The sequence below is a fragment of the Ruegeria sp. AM5 genome, assembly GCF_056540645.1.
Map to the genome: position 1 here is coordinate 701,395 of NZ_JBQFXC010000001.1, position 19,126 is coordinate 720,520.

General features: G+C 56.1%; 21 protein-coding genes and 1 pseudogene. 9 read left to right on the forward strand and 13 right to left on the reverse strand.

Annotation, left to right across the window (positions count from 1 at the left end):
• Positions 1 to 11 precede the first annotated feature (11 nt).
• Entirely contained in the window at positions 12 to 497 is a 486-nt protein-coding gene (rpsI, locus tag ACR0AH_RS03570; RefSeq protein ID WP_010440030.1) for a 30S ribosomal protein S9, read from the reverse strand.
• Between the two features lie 6 nt (positions 498 to 503).
• Positions 504 to 962: a 50S ribosomal protein L13 gene (gene rplM, locus ACR0AH_RS03575; RefSeq protein WP_039536983.1), complete on the reverse strand. Its 459-nt coding sequence runs from the start codon at positions 960 to 962 to the stop codon at positions 504 to 506.
• 239 nt (positions 963 to 1,201) lie between these two features.
• On the opposite strand from rplM, the gene ACR0AH_RS03580 reads away from it, so the two are divergent.
• The gene (locus tag ACR0AH_RS03580) at positions 1,202 to 1,567 is read left to right on the forward strand and encodes a nuclear transport factor 2 family protein (RefSeq protein WP_170732173.1); all 366 of its coding nucleotides are present in this window, start codon (positions 1,202 to 1,204) and stop codon (positions 1,565 to 1,567) included.
• A 3-nt stretch (positions 1,568 to 1,570) separates the two neighbouring features.
• Here the strand turns inward: ACR0AH_RS03580 and ACR0AH_RS03585 are convergent, their stop codons facing one another.
• Entirely contained in the window at positions 1,571 to 2,974 is a 1,404-nt protein-coding gene (locus ACR0AH_RS03585; RefSeq protein ID WP_480590403.1) for an aminotransferase-like domain-containing protein, read from the reverse strand.
• A 99-nt stretch (positions 2,975 to 3,073) separates the two neighbouring features.
• Between ACR0AH_RS03585 and ACR0AH_RS03590 the strand changes: the two genes are divergently transcribed.
• Positions 3,074 to 3,301 carry a YjiS-like domain-containing protein gene (locus ACR0AH_RS03590; RefSeq protein WP_170393113.1) on the forward strand — a complete coding sequence of 76 codons (228 nt, stop codon included), beginning with the start codon at positions 3,074 to 3,076 and terminating at the stop codon, positions 3,299 to 3,301.
• A gap of 59 nt (positions 3,302 to 3,360) precedes the next feature.
• Here the strand turns inward: ACR0AH_RS03590 and ACR0AH_RS03595 are convergent, their stop codons facing one another.
• On the reverse strand, positions 3,361 to 3,804 hold the full coding sequence (locus tag ACR0AH_RS03595; protein ID WP_480590406.1) for a PaaI family thioesterase: 444 nt from the start codon (positions 3,802 to 3,804) through the stop codon (positions 3,361 to 3,363).
• 49 nt (positions 3,805 to 3,853) lie between these two features.
• Between ACR0AH_RS03595 and ACR0AH_RS03600 the strand changes: the two are divergent.
• The 4 genes and pseudogenes from ACR0AH_RS03600 to gluQRS form a co-directional block, all read left to right on the forward strand.
• Positions 3,854 to 4,648, forward strand: a pseudogene (locus ACR0AH_RS03600) (enoyl-CoA hydratase); the annotation flags it as partial.
• 250 nt (positions 4,649 to 4,898) lie between these two features.
• Positions 4,899 to 6,239, forward strand: coding sequence for a methylenetetrahydrofolate--tRNA-(uracil(54)-C(5))-methyltransferase (FADH(2)-oxidizing) TrmFO (gene trmFO, locus ACR0AH_RS03605; protein ID WP_170732168.1), 1,341 nt, complete (start codon positions 4,899 to 4,901; stop codon positions 6,237 to 6,239).
• A 38-nt stretch (positions 6,240 to 6,277) separates the two neighbouring features.
• Entirely contained in the window at positions 6,278 to 6,892 is a 615-nt protein-coding gene (locus tag ACR0AH_RS03610; RefSeq protein WP_170595665.1) for a class I SAM-dependent methyltransferase, read from the forward strand.
• Positions 6,889 to 7,734: a tRNA glutamyl-Q(34) synthetase GluQRS gene (gluQRS, locus tag ACR0AH_RS03615; RefSeq protein WP_480590410.1), complete on the forward strand. Its 846-nt coding sequence runs from the start codon at positions 6,889 to 6,891 to the stop codon at positions 7,732 to 7,734. Before ACR0AH_RS03610 ends, gluQRS begins: the two co-directional genes overlap by 4 nt.
• A 23-nt stretch (positions 7,735 to 7,757) precedes the next feature.
• On the opposite strand, the gene hisI is transcribed toward gluQRS, so the two are convergent.
• Positions 7,758 to 8,147: a phosphoribosyl-AMP cyclohydrolase gene (gene hisI / locus ACR0AH_RS03620; protein ID WP_480590413.1), complete on the reverse strand. Its 390-nt coding sequence runs from the start codon at positions 8,145 to 8,147 to the stop codon at positions 7,758 to 7,760.
• Positions 8,148 to 8,195: 48 nt separating this feature from the next.
• On the opposite strand from hisI, the gene ACR0AH_RS03625 reads away from it, so the two are divergent.
• Together ACR0AH_RS03625 and ACR0AH_RS03630 are read left to right on the forward strand one after the other, a co-directional pair.
• Positions 8,196 to 8,648 (forward strand): iron-sulfur cluster assembly scaffold protein, encoded by a 453-nt coding sequence (locus ACR0AH_RS03625; protein WP_170625929.1) that lies wholly within the window; start codon positions 8,196 to 8,198, stop codon positions 8,646 to 8,648.
• Positions 8,649 to 8,702: 54 nt separating this feature from the next.
• Complete coding sequence (locus ACR0AH_RS03630; protein ID WP_480590415.1) at positions 8,703 to 9,341, forward strand: MarC family protein; 639 nt, start codon at positions 8,703 to 8,705, stop codon at positions 9,339 to 9,341.
• A gap of 185 nt (positions 9,342 to 9,526) precedes the next feature.
• On the opposite strand, the gene ACR0AH_RS03635 is transcribed toward ACR0AH_RS03630, so the two are convergent.
• The 5 genes from ACR0AH_RS03635 to sciP all read right to left on the reverse strand — a co-directional run bounded on the left by ACR0AH_RS03635 (position 9,527) and on the right by sciP (position 15,319).
• Complete coding sequence (locus ACR0AH_RS03635) at positions 9,527 to 9,649, reverse strand: hypothetical protein (RefSeq protein WP_255612104.1); 123 nt, start codon at positions 9,647 to 9,649, stop codon at positions 9,527 to 9,529.
• 110 nt (positions 9,650 to 9,759) lie between these two features.
• Entirely contained in the window at positions 9,760 to 11,850 is a 2,091-nt protein-coding gene (recG, locus tag ACR0AH_RS03640; RefSeq protein WP_170646021.1) for an ATP-dependent DNA helicase RecG, read from the reverse strand.
• Positions 11,847 to 14,099, reverse strand: coding sequence for an NAD-dependent DNA ligase LigA (gene ligA, locus ACR0AH_RS03645; protein WP_480590418.1), 2,253 nt, complete (start codon positions 14,097 to 14,099; stop codon positions 11,847 to 11,849). Before ligA ends, recG begins: the two co-directional genes overlap by 4 nt.
• A 125-nt stretch (positions 14,100 to 14,224) precedes the next feature.
• Positions 14,225 to 14,941, reverse strand: coding sequence for a response regulator transcription factor CtrA (gene ctrA, locus ACR0AH_RS03650; protein WP_170393124.1), 717 nt, complete (start codon positions 14,939 to 14,941; stop codon positions 14,225 to 14,227).
• Positions 14,942 to 15,025: 84 nt separating this feature from the next.
• Positions 15,026 to 15,319, reverse strand: a complete 294-nt coding sequence (gene sciP / locus ACR0AH_RS03655) for a CtrA inhibitor SciP (RefSeq protein ID WP_170393125.1) — start codon at positions 15,317 to 15,319, stop codon at positions 15,026 to 15,028.
• Between the two features lie 130 nt (positions 15,320 to 15,449).
• Between sciP and mnmA the strand changes: the two genes are divergently transcribed.
• The gene (gene mnmA, locus ACR0AH_RS03660) at positions 15,450 to 16,595 is read left to right on the forward strand and encodes a tRNA 2-thiouridine(34) synthase MnmA (RefSeq protein WP_170646018.1); all 1,146 of its coding nucleotides are present in this window, start codon (positions 15,450 to 15,452) and stop codon (positions 16,593 to 16,595) included.
• Here the strand turns inward: mnmA and ACR0AH_RS03665 are convergent.
• The 3 genes from ACR0AH_RS03665 to ACR0AH_RS03675 are packed head-to-tail and all read right to left on the reverse strand — an operon-like array spanning position 16,592 to position 19,124.
• The gene (locus ACR0AH_RS03665; RefSeq protein ID WP_170646017.1) at positions 16,592 to 17,173 is read right to left on the reverse strand and encodes a cadmium resistance transporter; all 582 of its coding nucleotides are present in this window, start codon (positions 17,171 to 17,173) and stop codon (positions 16,592 to 16,594) included. The genes mnmA and ACR0AH_RS03665 overlap by 4 nt on opposite strands.
• On the reverse strand, positions 17,173 to 18,330 hold the full coding sequence (gene lpxB / locus ACR0AH_RS03670; RefSeq protein ID WP_480590422.1) for a lipid-A-disaccharide synthase: 1,158 nt from the start codon (positions 18,328 to 18,330) through the stop codon (positions 17,173 to 17,175). The genes ACR0AH_RS03665 and lpxB overlap by 1 nt, the downstream gene beginning before the upstream one ends.
• Positions 18,330 to 19,124, reverse strand: coding sequence for an LpxI family protein (locus ACR0AH_RS03675; protein ID WP_480590425.1), 795 nt, complete (start codon positions 19,122 to 19,124; stop codon positions 18,330 to 18,332). The genes lpxB and ACR0AH_RS03675 overlap by 1 nt, the downstream gene beginning before the upstream one ends.
• Positions 19,125 to 19,126 lie beyond the last annotated feature (2 nt).

Sequence of the window (19,126 nt, forward strand, 5' to 3'; positions counted from 1 at the left end):
ATCCGTAGCGATTAACGCTTCGAGAACTGGAACGAACGACGCGCTTTGCGCTTACCGTATTTCTTACGTTCCACAACGCGGCTGTCGCGGGTCAGGAAGCCAGCGGCTTTCAGAGCGCCACGCAGGTTGGGATCGTACAGTTGCAGCGCTTTCGAGATGCCGTGCTTGACCGCACCGGCCTGACCGGTCAGGCCACCGCCTTTGACGGTTGCAACAACGTCGAACTCACCTTCCACACCAGCAACCTGGAACGGCTGGCGCAGGATCAGCTGCAGAACGGGACGCGCAAAATACTTGTCCTGATCCTTGCCGTTTACGGTGACCTTGCCGGAACCCGGCTTGATCCAGACGCGGGCAACAGCGTCTTTACGCTTGCCGGTGGCGTAGGAACGACCCAGCTCGTCACGTACGGGTTCACGTACGATAACTTCTTCGGCCACGGTTTCAACGCCTGCGACGGCGCTCAGCTCTTCGAGAGTATTGATCTGATCAGCCATCGGTCATTAGCTCCGGGTGTTTTTCTTGTTCATGGACTTTACGTCCAGAACTTCGGGCGCTTGCGCCTCATGAGGATGCTCGGCACCAGCATAAACGCGCAGGTTGGTCATCTGCTGACGCGCCAGACGGTTGCCCGGCAGCATGCGCTTGACCGCTTGGGTCACGACGCGCTCGGGGTGTGCACCCTCAAGGATCTGCTGCTTGGTGCGCGACTTGATGCCGCCCGGGTGGCCAGTGTGCCAGTAGAAGTTCTCTTCGCGCTTCTTGCCGGTCATCTGGATTTTGTCAGCGTTGATCACGATGACATTGTCGCCCATGTCCATATTGGGTGTGAACGACGCTTTGTGCTTGCCACGCAGGCGCATGGCGACGATCGAGGCAAGACGGCCCAGAACAACGCCCTCGGCGTCGATCAGGATCCATTTCTTGTCGATGTCTGCAGGTGTTGCAGAAAAGGTTTTCATGGCAGGATAGTCCTGTTTGATGTGAAAGACCGCCCCTTGGCGGAGCGGCCCGAATTCGATGGAGGGGGTTTAGACCTACTAGTTATGCAGGTCAATACAGGCAAAGTATAATATATCTATCAATAACAATAACTTATAAAATAGGTATTATTTTACCCCAAAATTTCTTCGGCATATCCAATTTTGCGTAGCTTAGTTAAGCTAGACTCAACCAAGATCATCCAATGTCGGAGGTGGCTATGCAAGAATTGGAACAGGTTATCGCTGCCTATGGTGCGGCATGGCAGTCGACCGATCCCGAAAGGCGACTGAGCCTTCTTGAGCAGTGTTTTGCACAAACTGGTCGTTACGTCGATCCAACTGCAGAAGTTTCCGGCAGAGATCAACTCAATGCCCATATCGGAGCGGTTCTGAGTGATACAAAGGGCCGAGTTGAGCTGACCAGTGAGCCGAATTCACACCATGATGTGGTCCACTTCACCTGGCATATGATTGCTTCCGATGGGTCCATTATGGTTACCGGGCATGATTTCATTCGTCTCGATGTCGATGGCAAGATTGCACATTTGGCGGGCTTTTTTGGCGACCCTGCCCCATTGCAATAGGTACTAGACGCTTATTTGCTCGGGCGGGTTGTCCAGCAATGCGCGCAGACGCAGCATGGCGTCTTCGAACTTCTCAAGCGAGACATGCCCATTCACCGCTATACGAACGGCATTTGGCGCGCGACCATCCCGCAGCGCGAATTCATCGGCCGATCGCAGCTGAATACCTTCCCGCTCGGCCGCCCGGCTGAACGCAGCAGACCGCCAACCGGAAGGCAGATGAAGCCAGACGAAGGGAATCTCAGAATCCCAGTTTAGATCGAAGCCACCCAGGGCGTTTACCGCCACACGTACATATTCGCCCATCTTGGAGCGAACGTTTTTTGCAAGTTGCCTCGCCTCTGGATGTCCCAACAGCAACCGCGTCAACTCAGCCAAAGGCTGGGCGAGCCCGAAATACCCGTATTCTGCAGAACGCCGCAGATCGACGCTCTGCTCTTTCGGTGCGATGGCGAAACCTACCCGTAATGCTGGTGTGAGAGTTTTCGAAATTGACGAAACATGCCAGCCCCGTTCGGGTGCCAAAGCACGATAGCTGGGCGCGCGGGCCTCGCCCATGCGATAGCAATCGTCTTCGATGATCTGTAATTCATGCTTTCGCGCAATCTCGACAACTTCTTTGCGCCGCTCCAACGGTGAATGCCCGCCCGTTGGGTTCTGCACTTCGGGTGAGACGCAGATCGCCTGCGCCTTCGTTTGCCTGAGAATGTGGTCCAGCGCTTCGGGGCTTATGCCCCATTTGTCCATTTTTACCCCGACAACCTCGGCGCGCATCAACTCACCTGCCCGTCTGAACCCGGCATAAGACAAGTCCTCAACCAACACGATGGGTTTCGGATCTTTCAGAACGGTCTGGAACACAACGCAAATGCCACTTTGCCCACCATGTGTCAGTACAATGTCATCTGCATTAATTGAGCCCAGAGGAAGATCTGACAACCAGTCGGCCACAACCTGGCGCACGGGTAGGTAGGCATCTCGGGTCGGATAGTTCATAAACATCCGCGGATCGCCTTTTGCAACCTTTTCAAGGCATTCGCGGATTAATGTCACCTGCCCCACATCCGGCAAGCGTGGGCTGAACAGGCTGACATTGGATTCATATTTGTCGTCCCTCAGATGTAGCTGCCGCGACCAGACATCATCCAGAATGGGCGATCTCGGCGGGGCTACAAATGTACCACGCCCGACCTCGGCTTGTAGCAAACCTTCATCGGTCAGGATCGTATAGGCGCGCGCGACAGTGCCTGGTGTAATCTTTAATCGATACGCTAACTCACGCACCGGAGGCAGTTTCTTTCCAACCTCCAGTGTTTTGTTTTCTATCGCTTTTCGGATCGTGTCAGCGACCAGAGTATATTTTGGACCTTTGGATTTCGGTAACGCCTCTGGCCAAATTGTATCCATTACAATTCTTCCTTTGATTTCGACACAATGCTGAATGTATCAAAGCAGTGTACCGAATATTTTTACTTTGTGTCAATACAATATGAAAGGATACCCAAGATGACACGCGCAATGCACAACCCCGCCCTCTTGCTGCTGAACGACAGCCCCCGGCTGCCGCTGATCGCCGCGCTGGCCGTGCGGTTTGCGGCGTCGGTCACACAATGGGAACAACGCCGCCGCAGCCGGGTAAACTTAGGTAAGCTGGATGACAGGCTGCTCCGCGATGTCGGGCTGACCCGCCATCGGGCAGATGCAGAAGTCAGCCGCTATTTCTGGATGAAATAGACTATCCCCAGTCCCATCTAAGGGACCTCTTCCTGGCCGGGGTTTATCCCCGGCCCTTTTTACCCAAAGGCAGCAGCGGCTGAGCCTTCTGGAGGAAGCGAATAGGTCATGCTGGCCCGCGCGACGGGCTTGTCAGAGCCTTCCGAGTAAATCAGCACATCCCCGACAGCTAGTGTTCGACCTAATTTCAACAACCTACACTCAGCAATCAGGTCCGCCCCGCCTTCGGGCTTGCGCAAGAAATCCAGAGAACTGTTGGTCGTGACAGCCAGAGATTGCCGACCTTTCCGCGCCAAAACCATTGCATATACACTGACATCGGCCAGCCCGAACATGGATGGACCAGATACTGTGCCTCCGGGGCGCAGGTGACGGTCTTCGACCCTCAGGCGCATGGTGATGTTGGCTTCAGTCAGATCCTCGACGACAAAGTCATTATGAACCTGTGGAAACACCTGCGCCAGGTATTCCGTCAATTCTTGTTTATTCATTGCTAATGACATGCTTCCCCTCGTCGCTCTGCCCGCCTAGAGTTGGCCTGAACGCCAGCGGGAGGGCAAGATGGCAATTCTGGAACGTAACGATACAGGTGCGATTGCACGGCTTCGAATGAACGCGCCTGAGCGGTTGAACGCCCTCAGCGATGAAATGCTGGCGGCCCTGCAGGCAGAGTTCGATGCGCTGCGCGAAGACAAGTCGATTCGTGTTGTTGTTCTTTCCGGTGCGGGGAAAGCGTTTTGCGCGGGGCACGATCTGAAACAGATGACCCAGGGGCGGCAGGCACCCGATGGTGGGCTTTCCTATTTTCAGGATCTGTTCGACCGATGTGCCAAGATGATGATGTCCATTCAGTCCCTGCCCCAACCCGTGATCGCCCAAGCGCACGGGATCGCCACTGCCGCAGGGTGTCAGCTTGTAGCAACCTGTGACCTGGCAATCGCGGCCGAGGGTACACGGTTCGGCGTAAATGGTGTCAATATCGGCTTGTTCTGCTCCACTCCGATGGTGGCTCTCAGCCGGAATATACCGCGGAAACAGGCGTTTGAAATGCTCACGACCGGTGATTTTATCACCGCCGAACGCGCGGCTGAGCTAGGTCTGATCAATCGAGCGGTTCCCGAGAACTTGTTGGAAGATGAAACCAATGCGTTGGCCGAGAAGTTGGCAGGCAAGCTCAGCAGTGCGGTGAAAGTCGGTAAAACCGCTTTTTATCAACAGATTACAATGCGGACTGATCAGGCGTACGATTATACCGCCGAGGTAATGGCACAGAATATGATGGACCGGAATACTGAGGAAGGAATTAGTGCCTTTATCGAAAAGCGCCCGCCTGATTGGCACCAGTAACGCAATTATTTAATACATTTTTGCCGACTGTTCGCATTTTTTCACTTTTCAAAAGGGCGACACTGTGGCAAAGCTGGGTCAAGGCCAAGGCCTGACCATACTTTTGGGTCGCCGTGGGCGGAGGGTCCCTCCAGCTGGTTTCTCTCACCGGCGTTGACATTCCCGCAGCGGCGACCCCAAGAATCCCCCTCAGAACTAAAGCGATTACTGCGCATTGCGCATGGCGCTGCTCTGCCCTATTTGGCAGCACATGACAGAGACATTGCATATCGTGGGCGGCGGCATGGCCGGGTCCGAGGCCGCCTGGCAGGCAGCGGAAATGGGCGTGGATGTTGTGATCCACGAAATGCGTCCTAATGTGGGCACGTTTGCACACCAGACCGGCAATCTGGCCGAGATGGTGTGTTCGAACTCATTCCGATCGGATGATGATGAACAGAACGCAGTCGGCTTGCTGCATTGGGAAATGCGCGCGGCAAACGGGTTGATCATGACGACCGCAGATAGCCATCGCCTGCCTGCGGGTGGCGCGCTTGCGGTTGACCGTGATCCTTTTGCCGAAGCCGTAACTGCCAAGCTGAAGGCCCATCCACGGGTCTCGGTCTCAGCGGAAGAAGTAACCAGTCTACCCCAAGACGGAAAGTGGATCTTTGCAACCGGGCCGTTGACCTCGCCCGCATTGGGGGAAGCCATTCGCGCAGAGACTGGTGCCGAGGCGCTGGCCTTTTTCGACGCGATCGCCCCCATCGTCTATGCAGACAGCATTGATATGAGCAAAGCCTGGATGCAGTCACGCTACGACAAGGGCGAGACTGAGGAAGAGCGCACCGCTTACCTCAACTGTCCGATGGATCGTGACCAGCACGAAGCCTTCATTGATGCGCTGCTGGCTGCAGATAAGACCGAATTCCACGAGGGAGAGACCGCTGGTTATTTCGACGGTTGTCTGCCGATCGAGGTTATGGCCGAGCGCGGTCGTGAAACTTTACGCCATGGCCCGATGAAACCTGTTGGCCTGACAAATCCGCATCAACCGGACGTAAAACCTTATGCCGTCGTCCAATTGCGGCGCGACAATGTCTTGGGCACGTTGTTCAATATCGTCGGTTTTCAAACCAAGATGAAATACGGAGCGCAGACCGAGGTATTTCGTATGATACCGGGTCTGGAAAATGCCAGCTTTGCGCGATTGGGTGGCATTCACCGCAACACTTTCATCAACTCTCCGACTTTGCTGGACGCGCAGATGCGGCTCAAGTCTAGGCCAAATATTCGTTTTGCGGGGCAAATCACGGGGGTGGAAGGGTATGTGGAAAGCGCAGCGATGGGCCTTTTGGCAGGCCGTTTGGCCGCTGCCGAAATACTAGGCCGATCCCTTCCCGACGTACCGCAAGACAGTGCGATGGGCGCATTGATCCACCACATCACGGGCGGCGCCGAAGCCAAGACCTTCCAGCCGATGAACGTGAATTTCGGTCTGTTTCGTCCGGTCGACGGCCTGAAGGGGGGGCGCCGAGGCCGCAAGGACCGCTACAAGGCCTATACCGATCGCGCAAAAGAAGTCTGGAGCGATTGGGTAAAGCAGTGTTGACTGGACGTCGCCCCCAGCCTGCGCCTAACATGTAAGGTATGAGCGATAAGTTTCTGAAAGACACATACAATCTGAATTCTGCCCAGGAAACGCACGATCACTACCAGAAATGGGCGGCCTCATACGATGATGAAGTCGGTGAGCACGGATATGTCACCCCGGACCGTGTTGCGGCAGCATTGAAATCCTTTGTCTCAGATGCTGATGTGCCGGTGCTGGACTACGGATGCGGTACCGGGTTGTCGGGTTTAGCACTTCGCAAGGCGGGTTTTCGTGTCATCGATGGGATGGATCCAACACCAAAGATGCTGGAAGGTGCCGCTGCCAAGGGGGTTTATCGCAACTTGATAAACTTCGAAGTTACTGATCCCAACCCCATTGAGGCCGAGGCTTACTCAGCCATAACGTGCATTGGCGTCATCGGCGTTGGTGCCGCGCCGCCTGAAACCTTTGATCTACTTATGAACGCGCTGCCACGTGGCGGATATCTGGCGTTTTCCTTCAACGATCACACTTTGGCTGACCGCACTTACACCGGGCGGCTGAACGACTGGCTAGACATGGGTCACGCAAGGCTGTTATTCCGCGAATACGGTCCGCATCTACCGGGTATGGACATGAAATCAGACGTTTATGTTGTTGAAAAAACGTGACATTCACAACGCGTTTTGCGCCATCGCCAACAGGTCCGCTGCATTTGGGGCATGCCTATTCCGCGCTTCTTGCGTTTGATCAGGCACGGGCTGCGGGTGGATCATTTCTTTTACGGATCGAAGATATTGATCAATCGCGATCCAGGTCCCATTGGGAAACCCAGATCTACGACGACCTGCACTGGCTTGGACTGCGCTGGCCGCACCCGGTGATGCGCCAGTCGGACAGGCTGCCGCGATACAGAGAGGCATTGGAGATTCTCAAAAACACGGGCCTGGTCTACCCTTGCAGCTGCAATCGTGCCGATATCGAATCTGCGGCCGGTGCTCCGCAGGAAGGTGTACCCCAGTTCGGACCTGACGGGCGCATCTATCCAGGCACGTGCCGCGACCGCCCTTTGTCGGATGCTTCAGCTGGTGATGTTCTGCGCCTGAACATGCACAAGGCAATCAAGGCATCCGAACTTCGTGGATTTTGTGAAACTGGTGCGAAGTATTTGGGAACGCATGAGCTTGATGCGCACAACCTCCTGAACGCGGTTGGCGATATCATTCTCGTTCGGCGCAATATGGGCAGTTCGTATCACCTGTCCGTCGTGGTTGATGATGCGGATCAGAACATCTCACATGTGATCCGGGGCGAGGATTTGTTCGATGCCACGCAGATACATGTCCTTTTACAAGGGCTGCTTGGTTTGCCGACACCTGTTTATCATCATCACCGTCTGATCCGGGACAACAACGGCAAACGCCTCGCAAAACGTGACGACGCACGCGCCATCTCGCTTTATCGCGAACAAGGAGCATCTCCTGCTGAAATCAGAAAGATGGTGGACATTTGACCTGACCACCATCAGAGGCCCCACTATTCCATCGGCTTCATGAGTTCGACTTCGGTCCCATCGCGGACGGCCGTGTAGAAACAACTTCGCCGATTGGTGTGACAGGCTGGCCCCGTTTGGTTCACCACGACCAGCAGGCAATCCCTGTCGCAATCGACGCGAAGATCCACCAGGGCCTGCAAGTGGCCTGAGCTTTCGCCCTTGATCCAGAACGCCTGTCGTGACCGCGACCAATACGTAACCCGTCCGGTTTCCAACGTGTGCTCGATGGATTGGGCATTCATCCAGGCCATCATCAGAACCTCACCCGTCGCTTCGTCCTGTGCGATCGCGGGGATCAAACCCGCCTCGTTGAATTTCAGTGTCGACGGATCGAACAAGACTGCGTCAGCCATCGCAAAAACCTTTTGCATCCCAGAATCCCGCCATTATGTATGGGGAATGGACAACGAGGGAAAGCCATGAGCGGCGAAACCGATCTGATCAAGCTCTATTCCGGACGCATCTTGGCGCTAGCTGCGGATATTCCGCATCTGGATCGCTTGGATAATCCCGATGCGACGGTAAAGAAACGAGCCCCTTTGTGTGGATCGACCGTGACTGTAGACGTCAAGCTCGAAGATGGGCGGATCGTGGACTTTGGGCAAGACGTCAAGGCCTGTGCGTTGGGGCAGGCCTCGGCTTCGGTCGTAGGCAGCGCCGTGATCGGGGCGACGCGGGCGCAGGTCGAAACTGCACGTGATCAGCTTTCCGCAATGCTGAAGAAAGACGGCCCTGCCCCCGAGGCGCCCTTTAACGGGCTCGAAGTTCTGATGCCCGCGCGGGACTACAAGAACCGCCACGCGTCAATCCTGCTGGCGCTTGACGCGACCGCCGAGGCGATGGAGCAGGCCGAACAGGCCAACTGCGCCTGATTGGCTTTTCCATACAAAGCCGTATAGGGTGCCCCCAATGATTGGGGGGCTAACGTGAACAATTTGCTGGAACATTTTGTGACGCTCTGGGTCGTGATCGACCCGATCGGCACCATCCCCGTCTTTATCGCTGTCACTGCTGGGATCGCGACGGGTGCGCGTCGTAAAACCGCTTTACTGGCCGCGTTGGTCAGCGCAGGCATTCTGCTGTTCTTTCTGATTTTCGGGCAACTTGTGATCGAGGCTTTGGATATCGGCCTAAACTCGTTTCAGGTTGCAGGCGGAATTATTCTGTTTCTCTTCGCTCTGACCATGATCTTTGGCGAAAGCAAACAGGTGATCGAGCAGCGCCAGGCCGAAGAAGACTTGGACGACAAAATGCACAAGACCAATCCGGCCATATTCCCTTTGGCCGTCCCTTCGCTTGCGTCACCGGGCGCGATGCTGGCGATAGTGGTTCTAACGGACAACAACCGATACAGCGTCGCCGATCAGAGCATCACTGCACTGGTTATGTTGGTCGTTATTGCCATAGCGTTTATGCTGATGCTGCTGGCCGAGCCGATCATCCGGTTGATCGGGCATTCCGGCGCGGCGATCATCAGCCGCGTGATGGGGATGATCCTTGCATCTGTCGCCGTAAATTCAGTTCTATCCGCCACGATCGAAATCATCAAAACCGGACAGCTGTAAAAAGAACCGCCGCACCTTCCGGGCGGAAAGGGCGGCGGCAAGTCATGCGTTTCTCATGTAGGGTCCGGATCACCGCACGGGGCCGAGGCAGGCCCCTTCAAGGGAAATGGGACAGGCAGGTCACCCTTGACTATGACGGGGAGACAAGCGCGGTGTGATCGGCACGAGATCGCAGGCAGAAAGGCTTAGAACCCGGTTGGCAGGTGAAGGGCAACCACCAGCATCACAACCAGTGAAACCGCGCCCGCTGCATCCTGCAAAATCGTGGATTGTGAACGGGTAAAGGCAGTTTTGATCTGGCTCAGCATGGTCTCACCTCCGGTCAGGTTTAATCCTTTGTTGACCTTTTGTTCTCATATTTTAACGAGTCGGTAAAGAACTTTTTGAGAACATTTGTGGACTTAGTGGGATTTTCGGTCTAACCCACTGATATCAAACGGATCGCCTGATCCTGCTTCATAAGCCACAGAAGAACACGCGCAGCCTGCCCCCGATCCGACGTCAATTTGGGGTCTGCGGACAGCAAAGCGCGCGCATCTGATTGCGCCACCGCCATCAGCCCAGCTTGCCTTTCAAGATCAGCTATCCGGAACTTTGGCAGGCCAGATTGTGCGGTTCCGATCAAGTCACCCGCACCGCGCATCTGCAGATCGGTCTCGGCAATGCGGAAGCCGTCTTCAGTTTCTCGGAGTACCTCCAGCCGTTTGCGACCACCCTCGCTAAGCGGTGGCTGATACATCAACAAACAGGTTGAGGCATCTTCACCACGTCCAACTCGGCCCCTAAGCTGATGCAACTGCGCCAGACCAAAAATCTCTGCCCGCTCAATCACCATGATCGTGGCGTTCGGCACGTTCACCCCAACCTCGATCACCGTAGTAGCGACAAGGACTTTGGTCTTACCACTCTGAAACGCCGCCATTGCCGCGTCTTTATCGGCGGGCGGCATTTGGCCGTGTACCAGACCCACCACATCGTCCCCCAAGATCGCGCGCAACCTTTTGAAACGCTCTTCAGCTGCAGTCAGGTCCGAGACCTCGGATTCATCGACTAATGGGCACACCCAATAGCATTGTTTGCCTGCATCAATCGCACCGCGCAGATGGGCCACAACTTCGTCCATGCGTTGCGTGCTGACGACTGCGGTCTTGATCGGTTTACGACCCGGCGGCTTTTCATCCAGCACCGAGACGTCCATATCGCCGTACTGCGCAAGCGCCAAACTGCGCGGGATGGGCGTAGCGGTCATCACCAGCACATCAGCGCGTTGGCCCTTTTCGGACAGCTCCATGCGTTGGCGGACGCCAAAACGGTGCTGCTCATCAACGATGGCCAGCCTTAGGGCTTTGAATTCAACATCGTCCTGAAACACCGCGTGGGTACCGACCAATATCTGAATATCTCCCTGCTTCAGCGCGGCCAGCTTCGCTCGACGCTCAGCCCCCTTGTCGCGCCCGGTCAGGATTTCCAGTACAACTCCGGCTTCTTCTGCCAATGGACGCAGCCCTTCAAGATGCTGCCGGGCAAGGATTTCGGTAGGGGCCATCATTACCCCCTGCCCGCCAGCTTCAACGGCTATGAGCAGCGAAACAAATGCTACTAGAGTTTTTCCTGCCCCCACATCGCCCTGAAGCAACCGGTTCATCCGCGTCTCAGCGGCCATATCTGCCGAGATTTCCTCGATCGCGCGTGTCTGCGCTCCGGTTGGTCGATATGGAAGGCTTGCAAGCACCTTGGATTGCAAAGCACCGGTGCCGAGACTGACGATCCCCCGCGCTTTACGCTCACGCTGTCGTGCCAGGGCCAGCGTCAGTTGATGTGCGAGCAGCTCATCGTAAGCCAGACGTTCCCGCGCAGGCGCAAAAGGTGCTACGTCGTCCGCCCCTTGTGGGTAATGCGCCGCGTGAATAGCAGTTGTCCAATCTGGCCAATTCTGTTGTGCCACCTGAGCGGGGTCGGCCCATTCGGCCAATGCAGGTACTCGCGCCAACGCACTTTGAGCAGCTTTATAGGCAGTTTTTTGCGTCACACCCTGCGTCAGATGATAAACCGGTTCAAACTCGGGCAATTCGCCTGCGTTTTCAGGCGCGACCATATGATCGGGGTGTACCATCTGAGCCATGCCATCGAACAGCTCAAGCTTTCCCGATACCACCCGGCGTGCGCCCTCCGGCAACAGCTTCTTCAGATAGTCCCCTCGGGCATGAAAAAACACCAGTTGGAAATCCGCCTGACTGTCTTCAACATGAATGCGATATGCGCCCCCTTTGTTCCGCGGTGGTCGATGGGCGCCGATCGTCACCTCAACAGTCAGAGTCGTCGGAAGGTCGGCGCCCTGAATCGTATCGCGTCGCCGCCGGTCAATCACCGCATAGGGTAGCGAAAACAATACATCGCGCGGTGAATCGATCCCCAATTGGCCCAGAAGCTGCGCGGTCTTCGGCCCCACACCATCTAGTGTTTCAAGACCCGCAAACAGCGGAAAGAGCTGTTCAGGCCTACCGCTCATAGATCGCCAATCAGTTGAAGCCAGCTATCTTCATCCAAGGTTTCGATGCCCAGATCAGCCGCTTTTTTCGCCTTGGACCCTGCACCCGGGCCCGCCACGAGCAAATCAGTTTTCTGGCTGACTGAGCCGGACACTTTGGCTCCCAACGCTTCGGCGCGGGCCTTGGCCTCGGCGCGTGTCATCTTTTCAAGCGTTCCCGTAAACACGACGGTTTTTCCTGCGACCGGACTGTCCGACGCAGGAGCCTCTGGTGGAACAACCGTCAGATGTTTACGCAGATCATCAAATGCTTGGCGCTCCTCCGAATTGGCAAACGCATCAGATAGTGACAACCCGAGCGTGGCGCCGATTCCGTCGATACCAATCAGATCAGCCCAGGCGCTGGCGGCATCTGTCGAAACATCCATTCGCGCGAAAGCCGCGCCCCGAACTTCTTTAACTTTCGCACGCCTCGCTTCTGCAGTAGCCGCGATCCTCTCGGCGTCTTCCGCTTCATCGGCTGCACGCTGCGCAAGCGCGGCAGGCCGGGCCGTATCAATGGAGGCCGCCATTACATCCCATTCCCGATAAAACAACGCCAAATCTCGTGCACCAACTTCGCCCACATGACGAATCCCCAGAGCGAACAACAGACGGGCAAACGGTATGGTTCGCTTGTCATCGATCGCTGCAAACAGGTTGCTTGCCGATGTCTCGCCCCAGCCGTCGCGGTTTTTCAACCGGGCCAGGTTTTCGGTGTCGCGATCTTTCAACGTAAATATATCAGCGGGTGTGTTTATTGGCAGAACAGGATCGCCATAAAACATCTCGATTTGTTTTGCGCCAAGCCCTTCGATATCGAACGCCTTGCGCGATACGAAATGTTTGAGTTTTTCAACCGCCTGAGCGGGACATATCAGCCCCCCTGTGCAGCGGCGGACCGCATCCCCCTCTTCCCGGATCGCGTCGCTGTCACATTCCGGGCATTTCGTCGGGAAAGCGAAGGGCCGCGCATCATCGGGTCGTTTCGACAGATCAACATCCGAGATTTTCGGGATCACATCCCCGGCCCGATAGACCTGAACCCAATCTCCAACGCGAATATCCTTGCCTTCACGAATGACTCCGCCTTTGGCGTCCCGCCCAGCAATATAATCTTCATTGTGTAGGGTCGCGTTCGAGACAACTACCCCGCCAACGGTTACCGGATGCAGCCGCGCTACCGGGCTAAGCGCGCCCGTACGACCCACCTGAATGTCGATGGCTTCAAGCCGCGTCCAAGCCAGTTCGGCAGGAAACTTGTGCGCAATTGCCCAGCGGGGCGTGGTAGATCGGAAACCCAGCCGGGCCTGCAGACTCAGATCATCGACCTTGTATACGACCCCATCAATGTCATAGCCCAAGGTCGCGCGCTGAGCTTCAATCAGACGGTAATGTTCCAACATCTCATTAGTCGTTGAGCAACGCCTTGTCAGCGCATTTACCTGGAACCCCAAGGTTTTGAGGCGATCAATTGCGCTCATCTGAGTCTCAGCCAGCGGTGCAGACAGTTCACCCCAGGCGTAGGCAAAGAATTTCAGCGGGCGAGATCGTGTTATTTCGGAATCCAGTTGACGGAGCGAACCAGCCGCAGCGTTGCGCGGATTTGCAAAGGTCTTTCCACCTGTTTCGTCCTGACGTGCGTTCAAAGCCTCGAAATCATGGTGAGACATGTAGACCTCGCCGCGAACCTCAAGAACGTCTGGTGCACCGTCAATTCGGTGTGGAATATCGGAAAGCGTACGCGCATTTGCGGTAACGTTTTCACCGGTCTCACCATCACCACGTGTTGCAGCCTGCATCAGTTCACCCTGCTCATACCGCAGGGATAATGACAGGCCGTCGATTTTGGGCTCAGCTGTATAGGCGAGCGGTGCCTCATCTCCCAGTCCCAGATATTTGCGGATCGAGCGGTCAAAATCGGCAACATCCGTGTCATCAAACGCATTGCCCAGTGACATCATACGCACGGCGTGGGTCACTTTTGCAAACCCGTCTGAAACGCGTGCACCCACTCGTTCAGTAGGGCTGTCGGAGCGTTTCAGTTCGGGGAAACGCGCCTCGATCTCGGCATTGCGACGCTTGAGAGCATCATAGTCGGCATCCGAAATTTCTGGAGCATCTTCAGTGTGATAAAGCTGGTTTGCCCGCAGCAATTCCTTGGCGAGCCGGGCCAATTCTTCCCGTGCTTCATCTTCTGTCAGATCTGCGATTGCTGTGGTATCGCTCATGGCCCCGCCCTGTCACATCGTCTTGAAAACCAGTGATAGGACGAGGCAATGGTCAGGTCCAGTGTTGTGCTGACACGCGAGTGGATTTACCGCCCCGGACCATTGACGGTAGCAATCATATAAGATCAGGCACCTACGGCCATGCGGGTTTCACCCATGTTGTTTGCTTGCGGATCACGCAGGACGTATCCACGACCCCAGACCGTCTCGATATAATTCTCACCGCCGGTCGCATTGCTGAGTTTCTTGCGTAACTTGCAGATGAAGACGTCGATAATCTTGAGCTCGGGCTCATCCATGCCGCCGTAGAGATGGTTCAGGAACATTTCTTTGGTCAGTGTTGTCCCTTTCCGCAGGCTCAGAAGTTCCAGCATCTGATATTCCTTGCCTGTCAGGTGTACGGTTTTTCCGTTCACCTCTACGGTTTTGGCATCCAGATTTACGGCGACCTGCCCGGTGTGAATCACGGATTGAGAATGCCCCTTAGAGCGGCGGATAATCGCATGAATGCGCGCCACCAGCTCTTCGCGATGGAAAGGCTTGGTCAGATAATCGTCTGCTCCAAATCCGAATCCCTTGATCTTGCTTTCGGTGTCATCAGCGCCCGACAGAATCAGGATCGGTGTCTCTACCCGTGCTATGCGCAGTTGGCGCAGCACTTCATGGCCGTTCATATCCGGCAGATTCAAGTCCAACAGGATGAGGTCGTAATCATATAGCTTGGCCAGATCGATGCCTTCTTCGCCAAGGTCCGTCGCATACACGTTGAGATTGGCGTGTGTCAGCATCAGTTCGATGCTTTTGGACGTGGTTGGATCATCCTCGACAAGAAGTATGCGCATGTTCACTGCTCCAATTTAGGTCAAATTCTTCAACTGATTTGAGCCTGAATAAAAATGGTTAATCTGACGTTATCGTTGAATCATTTATTCACTTTCACCTTTAAGTTGTCGATATTTTTTTAAGGCCGTTACCTTCAACGCATCGATCCCGTGCTCAGCAACTGCTGAGACCCACGAGTTGAACTCTTCATCGCTGATGCCATAGCGCTTTTTGGCTTCGGACAACGAAATCAACCCATAAAGTACACCACGCACGACGATCACCTTGCGCGACGCCACCCAGCGCCGCGTATCCGCAGGAGGCAAATCGGCGCGTGTCAGCACGCTCCCGTCCGGTAGGGTGACCGACCTTGGACCTTCCACTTTGTGCAAATACATCTCTCATACCTTCTGCTGCTGCGACAAAGCTGCACCCAGCCTACTTAAAAGGGCGTGAAACCGCCCCTTGAGAGTGTCTAGAATTTTCTTATATTCTGCCGGTCTTTCTTAACCCGGACAGGAACCGCCTATGGCCCTCGATACCGAGACCCCGCTGAACTCGCTTGGCTTTGCCAAACCACCCTCGGAAACGCGGGTAGTCGTGGCCATGTCCGGCGGTGTGGACAGCTCTGTTGTGGCGGCCCATCTCGCTGATCAAGGCTATGATGTCGTAGGTGTTACTCTGCAGCTTTACGATCACGGTGCGGCGTTGGCCAAGAAAGGCGCGTGCTGTGCGGGGATCGACATCCATGATGCGCGTCGCGTGGCGGAAGAACGCGGGTTCCCTCACTACGTCTTGGACTATGAAAATATCTTCAAGGACGCTGTAATCGACGAATTCGCCGACAGCTATCTTGCCGGCGCGACTCCGGTGCCCTGCATCCGTTGCAATGAACGGGTGAAGTTCAAGGACTTGCTTGAGACCGCCAAGGACCTTGAGGCCGACTGCATGGCCACAGGCCATTACATCCAGCGAAAGATGGGCCCCAATGGCGCCGAGCTTCATAGCGCTGAGGATGCAAATCGCGATCAGTCCTATTTCCTATTTTCGACCACACCGGAACAGTTGGATTTCCTGCGTTTCCCGCTAGGCCACCTGCCCTCCAAGGACGCCACGCGCGAAATGGCCGCGCAATACGGGTTGGCGGTGGCGGACAAGCCGGACAGCCAGGACATCTGTTTTGTGCCCAACGGAAACTATGCCAGCGTGATCGAAAAACTGCGCCCCGGAGCCGCAGAACCTGGTGAGATCGTACACGCCGATGGCCGCGTTCTGGCGCAGCATAACGGGGTGATTCACTATACGATCGGTCAGCGTCGTGGGCTCGGTATCGGTGGTCTCAGCGAACCTTTGTATGTGGTCAAGCTGGATGTGGACAAGAAACAGGTTGTTGTCGGCCCCAAAGAGATGTTGGCCACAAGAACCGTTCCCGTGCGCGAGATCAATTGGCTGGGTGACGAACCGTTCACGTCAAAGAACGAATGGCATGTTTCGGTCAAAGTCCGCTCGACCCGCCCGCCGCGTGAGGCGATTATTCGCCCCCTTTCGGACACAACAGCCGAGGTTGAATTGCTGACGCCCGAGGAAGGTATCTCTCCGGGTCAGGCTTGTGTGTTCTACGAAACCGATGGCAGCCGTATCTTTGGCGGCGGCTGGATCTGGCGCGGTTACTAAATCGCGTCAGTCCACGAGTTGCTGAGGATATAGATCCCGGCACAAATCATTACGTAAGGCACCAGTTTCTCAAGCCGACGTGCGAAACCGCCAGTCATGATTGGGGATTGTGCACCCCAAAGCCCCAGCATGGTCAGCGTCAGCGCTGCTGCCACCGCGCCGGTGACACCCGCAATCCGATAGCTGGGGGCTGAGTCGGCCAATAGCGGCGCAAGCACAGCGAACGTGTCCATCGACAGACTTATGAACAGCAGCATGGTGACGAATGTCGAAGCACCCGTGGATATTTGAGGGGCCTCCTCGGTCTCCGATCCGCGGAACTGACGGATAACTCCGATCAGCCCGAGGCCAAGTGGTATCACGCCCAGATATCCAGCCCAATGTGGCACCACATCATCGACACCCAAGGCCAACAATAAGGCGGCAGCGATGATTAACATTTGCGCCAGCAGGAACCCCGCAACGGTCCGGCGCGGACCAGACACCATCATCAACGCTACAAGAGCTGCAAGGTTGTCGAGATTGGTCAAAACCTGCGCCATGAAGGCCGAAGCAGCGAAGATCGTGTGATCCAGCATCACGATTTCATTCTGTCCAAAACGGCCCTTGCCGCACGCCGACCCGGTGCTTCGCCACCGCGACCAAGACGCTCCATCGTCGTCGCCATGGCTTGATGTTGGGCGTCGGGGGTGGCGGCCACCTGTTCCAACGCCGAAGCGATCTTGTCCGGTTGGCATTCATCCAGCAGACATTCGGGTACTGTGTGTGTCTCCGAGACCAGATTGACCAGTGTGACGGTGTCCAGCTTAACCATTCGTTTTGCGATCAGCGTGGTCAGCCAGTTGAGGTTATAGGCGATCACCATCGGTGTTGCCTGCGCGGCCAGTTCCAATGAGACCGTGCCGGATGCAGCCAATGCAAGATCAGCTGCGGCAAACGCTGCCTGTTTCTGCGCTTGCGCGTCGTCCGAGGGCAATTCCCGCGGATCGACAACTATCGGATTCCCCGGCCAGTTCCGAACCTGTTCGACGACCGCATCAACCATATGTGCAACTGCGGGCACGACCACGCGCATACCGGGACGGTCTTTCAGAAATTCCTGCAAAGCAGCGCCAAAGATCGGAGCCAGCCGCTCGACCTCACCCCGTCGAGAGCCGGGCAAAGCCAGCACGATGGGCGCGTCGCCCAGATCGTGAGCCGCGCGGAATCGCTGGATATCCTGATCGGACGCAATGGGTTCGTTCACAACCGGATGGCCGACAAAGTCACACTCCATCCCTGCCCGCTCCATATAAGGCGGTTCAAAGGGTAACAGCGCAAGGACGTGATCGATTACTTTCGCCATCTTGTCTGCGCGCCCCGGTCTCCAGGCCCAGACGCTGGGGGCAACGTAGTGGACAGTGCGAATCTCGCTGGAGGCCTTTACCAGCTTAGCCACACGCAACGAGAAATCCGGGCTGTCGACAGTGATCAGTACATCAGGCTTCGTGTCTAGAACTGCCTGAGCAGTCTCAGCGATACGGCGTTTCAGGTGAAAGAACTTGGGCAGAACCTCGACCAACCCCATAATGCTGAGTTCGGACATGGGAAATCGGCTGGTCAGCCCCTGCGCCTGCATTAGCGGCCCGCCAACCCCATCAAACTGCACCTCTGGCAAAAGGGTACGCAGACCTTCCATCAACGCGGCCCCCAAACGGTCGCCCGAGGGTTCACCGGCGACCAGAAATACGCGCATCAGACCGTGCGCTCGCGGACATAAAGAAACAAACCAAGGCGATTGCATTCATCAATCACGCGGTCGCGCTGCAAAACAATGACGCCGCCCTTTTCGATGACAATGCCCGACAGGCCCGCCGCGACAGCCCCCGAAACGGTGTCGGGTCCGATGGCAGGCATATCTGCGCGGCGATCCTGATCTCGTTTTGGACCCTTGTACAGAATGCCACCGCCCGCGTCGGGGCGCTGAGTCAAGGATTGCAGCATCCATGCGGTGCCATAGATGCCCTCGATCGCCAACGCTTGGGATTTCAGTACTACGCAAGCCTGACCGATATCCGCCGTCCCCATGTTGCCCAGGATTCCTGCCGCTCGATCTGCGTCGGCGTGATCAGCTTCAGAAGGTTGGGCTTCGGTCAATGAGCCAAGAGGCGGCAGCAAATCCGGTGCGATCTCATGCGCCGCACGGACCGTCAAACCGGCATCCTCAAATATACCAATGACCGCGCGCAATGCGCCGTCGTCACCGGCCATGATGGCCTTTTGCAGGATCGGCACCAGCGGCATCGTCGCCGCATCAATGCGAGCTGGATTGACAGTCGGACGACGCACTGCCCCTGCCATGCAAATCTCGGTCACGCCGCGGGCTTTGAGATCGGCGACGAAGCTACCCAGTTGCTCCAATGGAAAAACCAAGTCGGTGGTCAGTGTATCGGGCTCAAACCCTTCCAGAGCGCAGATCAGCGGGCGGTTTGGCAGACAATTGACCACCTCGTCTGGTAAAGCGCCAGTTCCTGCGATCAATGCCAGCATTG

Bases quoted from the DNA above. Each gene is read 5' to 3' on its own strand.
- hisI (WP_480590413.1), bottom strand. From the start codon at position 8,147: ATGCAAAAGGTTTTTGCGATGGCTGACGCAGTCTTGTTCGATCCGTCG.
- ctrA (WP_170393124.1), bottom strand. From the start codon at position 14,941: ATGCGCATACTTCTTGTCGAGGATGATCCAACCACGTCCAAAAGCATC.
- ACR0AH_RS03595 (WP_480590406.1), bottom strand. From the start codon at position 3,804: ATGTCATTAGCAATGAATAAACAAGAATTGACGGAATACCTGGCGCAG.
- ACR0AH_RS03590 (WP_170393113.1), top strand. From the start codon at position 3,074: ATGACACGCGCAATGCACAACCCCGCCCTCTTGCTGCTGAACGACAGC.
- ACR0AH_RS03585 (WP_480590403.1), bottom strand. From the start codon at position 2,974: ATGGATACAATTTGGCCAGAGGCGTTACCGAAATCCAAAGGTCCAAAA.
- ACR0AH_RS03635 (WP_255612104.1), bottom strand. From the start codon at position 9,649: ATGCTGAGCCAGATCAAAACTGCCTTTACCCGTTCACAATCCACGATT.
- ACR0AH_RS03580 (WP_170732173.1), top strand. From the start codon at position 1,202: ATGCAAGAATTGGAACAGGTTATCGCTGCCTATGGTGCGGCATGGCAG.
- recG (WP_170646021.1), bottom strand. From the start codon at position 11,850: ATGAGCGGTAGGCCTGAACAGCTCTTTCCGCTGTTTGCGGGTCTTGAA.
- ACR0AH_RS03625 (WP_170625929.1), top strand. From the start codon at position 8,196: ATGAGCGGCGAAACCGATCTGATCAAGCTCTATTCCGGACGCATCTTG.
- ACR0AH_RS03610 (WP_170595665.1), top strand. From the start codon at position 6,278: ATGAGCGATAAGTTTCTGAAAGACACATACAATCTGAATTCTGCCCAG.
- ligA (WP_480590418.1), bottom strand. From the start codon at position 14,099: ATGAGCGATACCACAGCAATCGCAGATCTGACAGAAGATGAAGCACGG.
- ACR0AH_RS03665 (WP_170646017.1), bottom strand. From the start codon at position 17,173: ATGCTGGATCACACGATCTTCGCTGCTTCGGCCTTCATGGCGCAGGTT.
- trmFO (WP_170732168.1), top strand. From the start codon at position 4,899: ATGACAGAGACATTGCATATCGTGGGCGGCGGCATGGCCGGGTCCGAG.
- ACR0AH_RS03675 (WP_480590425.1), bottom strand. From the start codon at position 19,124: ATGCTGGCATTGATCGCAGGAACTGGCGCTTTACCAGACGAGGTGGTC.
- rplM (WP_039536983.1), bottom strand. From the start codon at position 962: ATGAAAACCTTTTCTGCAACACCTGCAGACATCGACAAGAAATGGATC.
- sciP (WP_170393125.1), bottom strand. From the start codon at position 15,319: ATGTATTTGCACAAAGTGGAAGGTCCAAGGTCGGTCACCCTACCGGAC.
- rpsI (WP_010440030.1), bottom strand. From the start codon at position 497: ATGGCTGATCAGATCAATACTCTCGAAGAGCTGAGCGCCGTCGCAGGC.
- mnmA (WP_170646018.1), top strand. From the start codon at position 15,450: ATGGCCCTCGATACCGAGACCCCGCTGAACTCGCTTGGCTTTGCCAAA.
- lpxB (WP_480590422.1), bottom strand. From the start codon at position 18,330: ATGCGCGTATTTCTGGTCGCCGGTGAACCCTCGGGCGACCGTTTGGGG.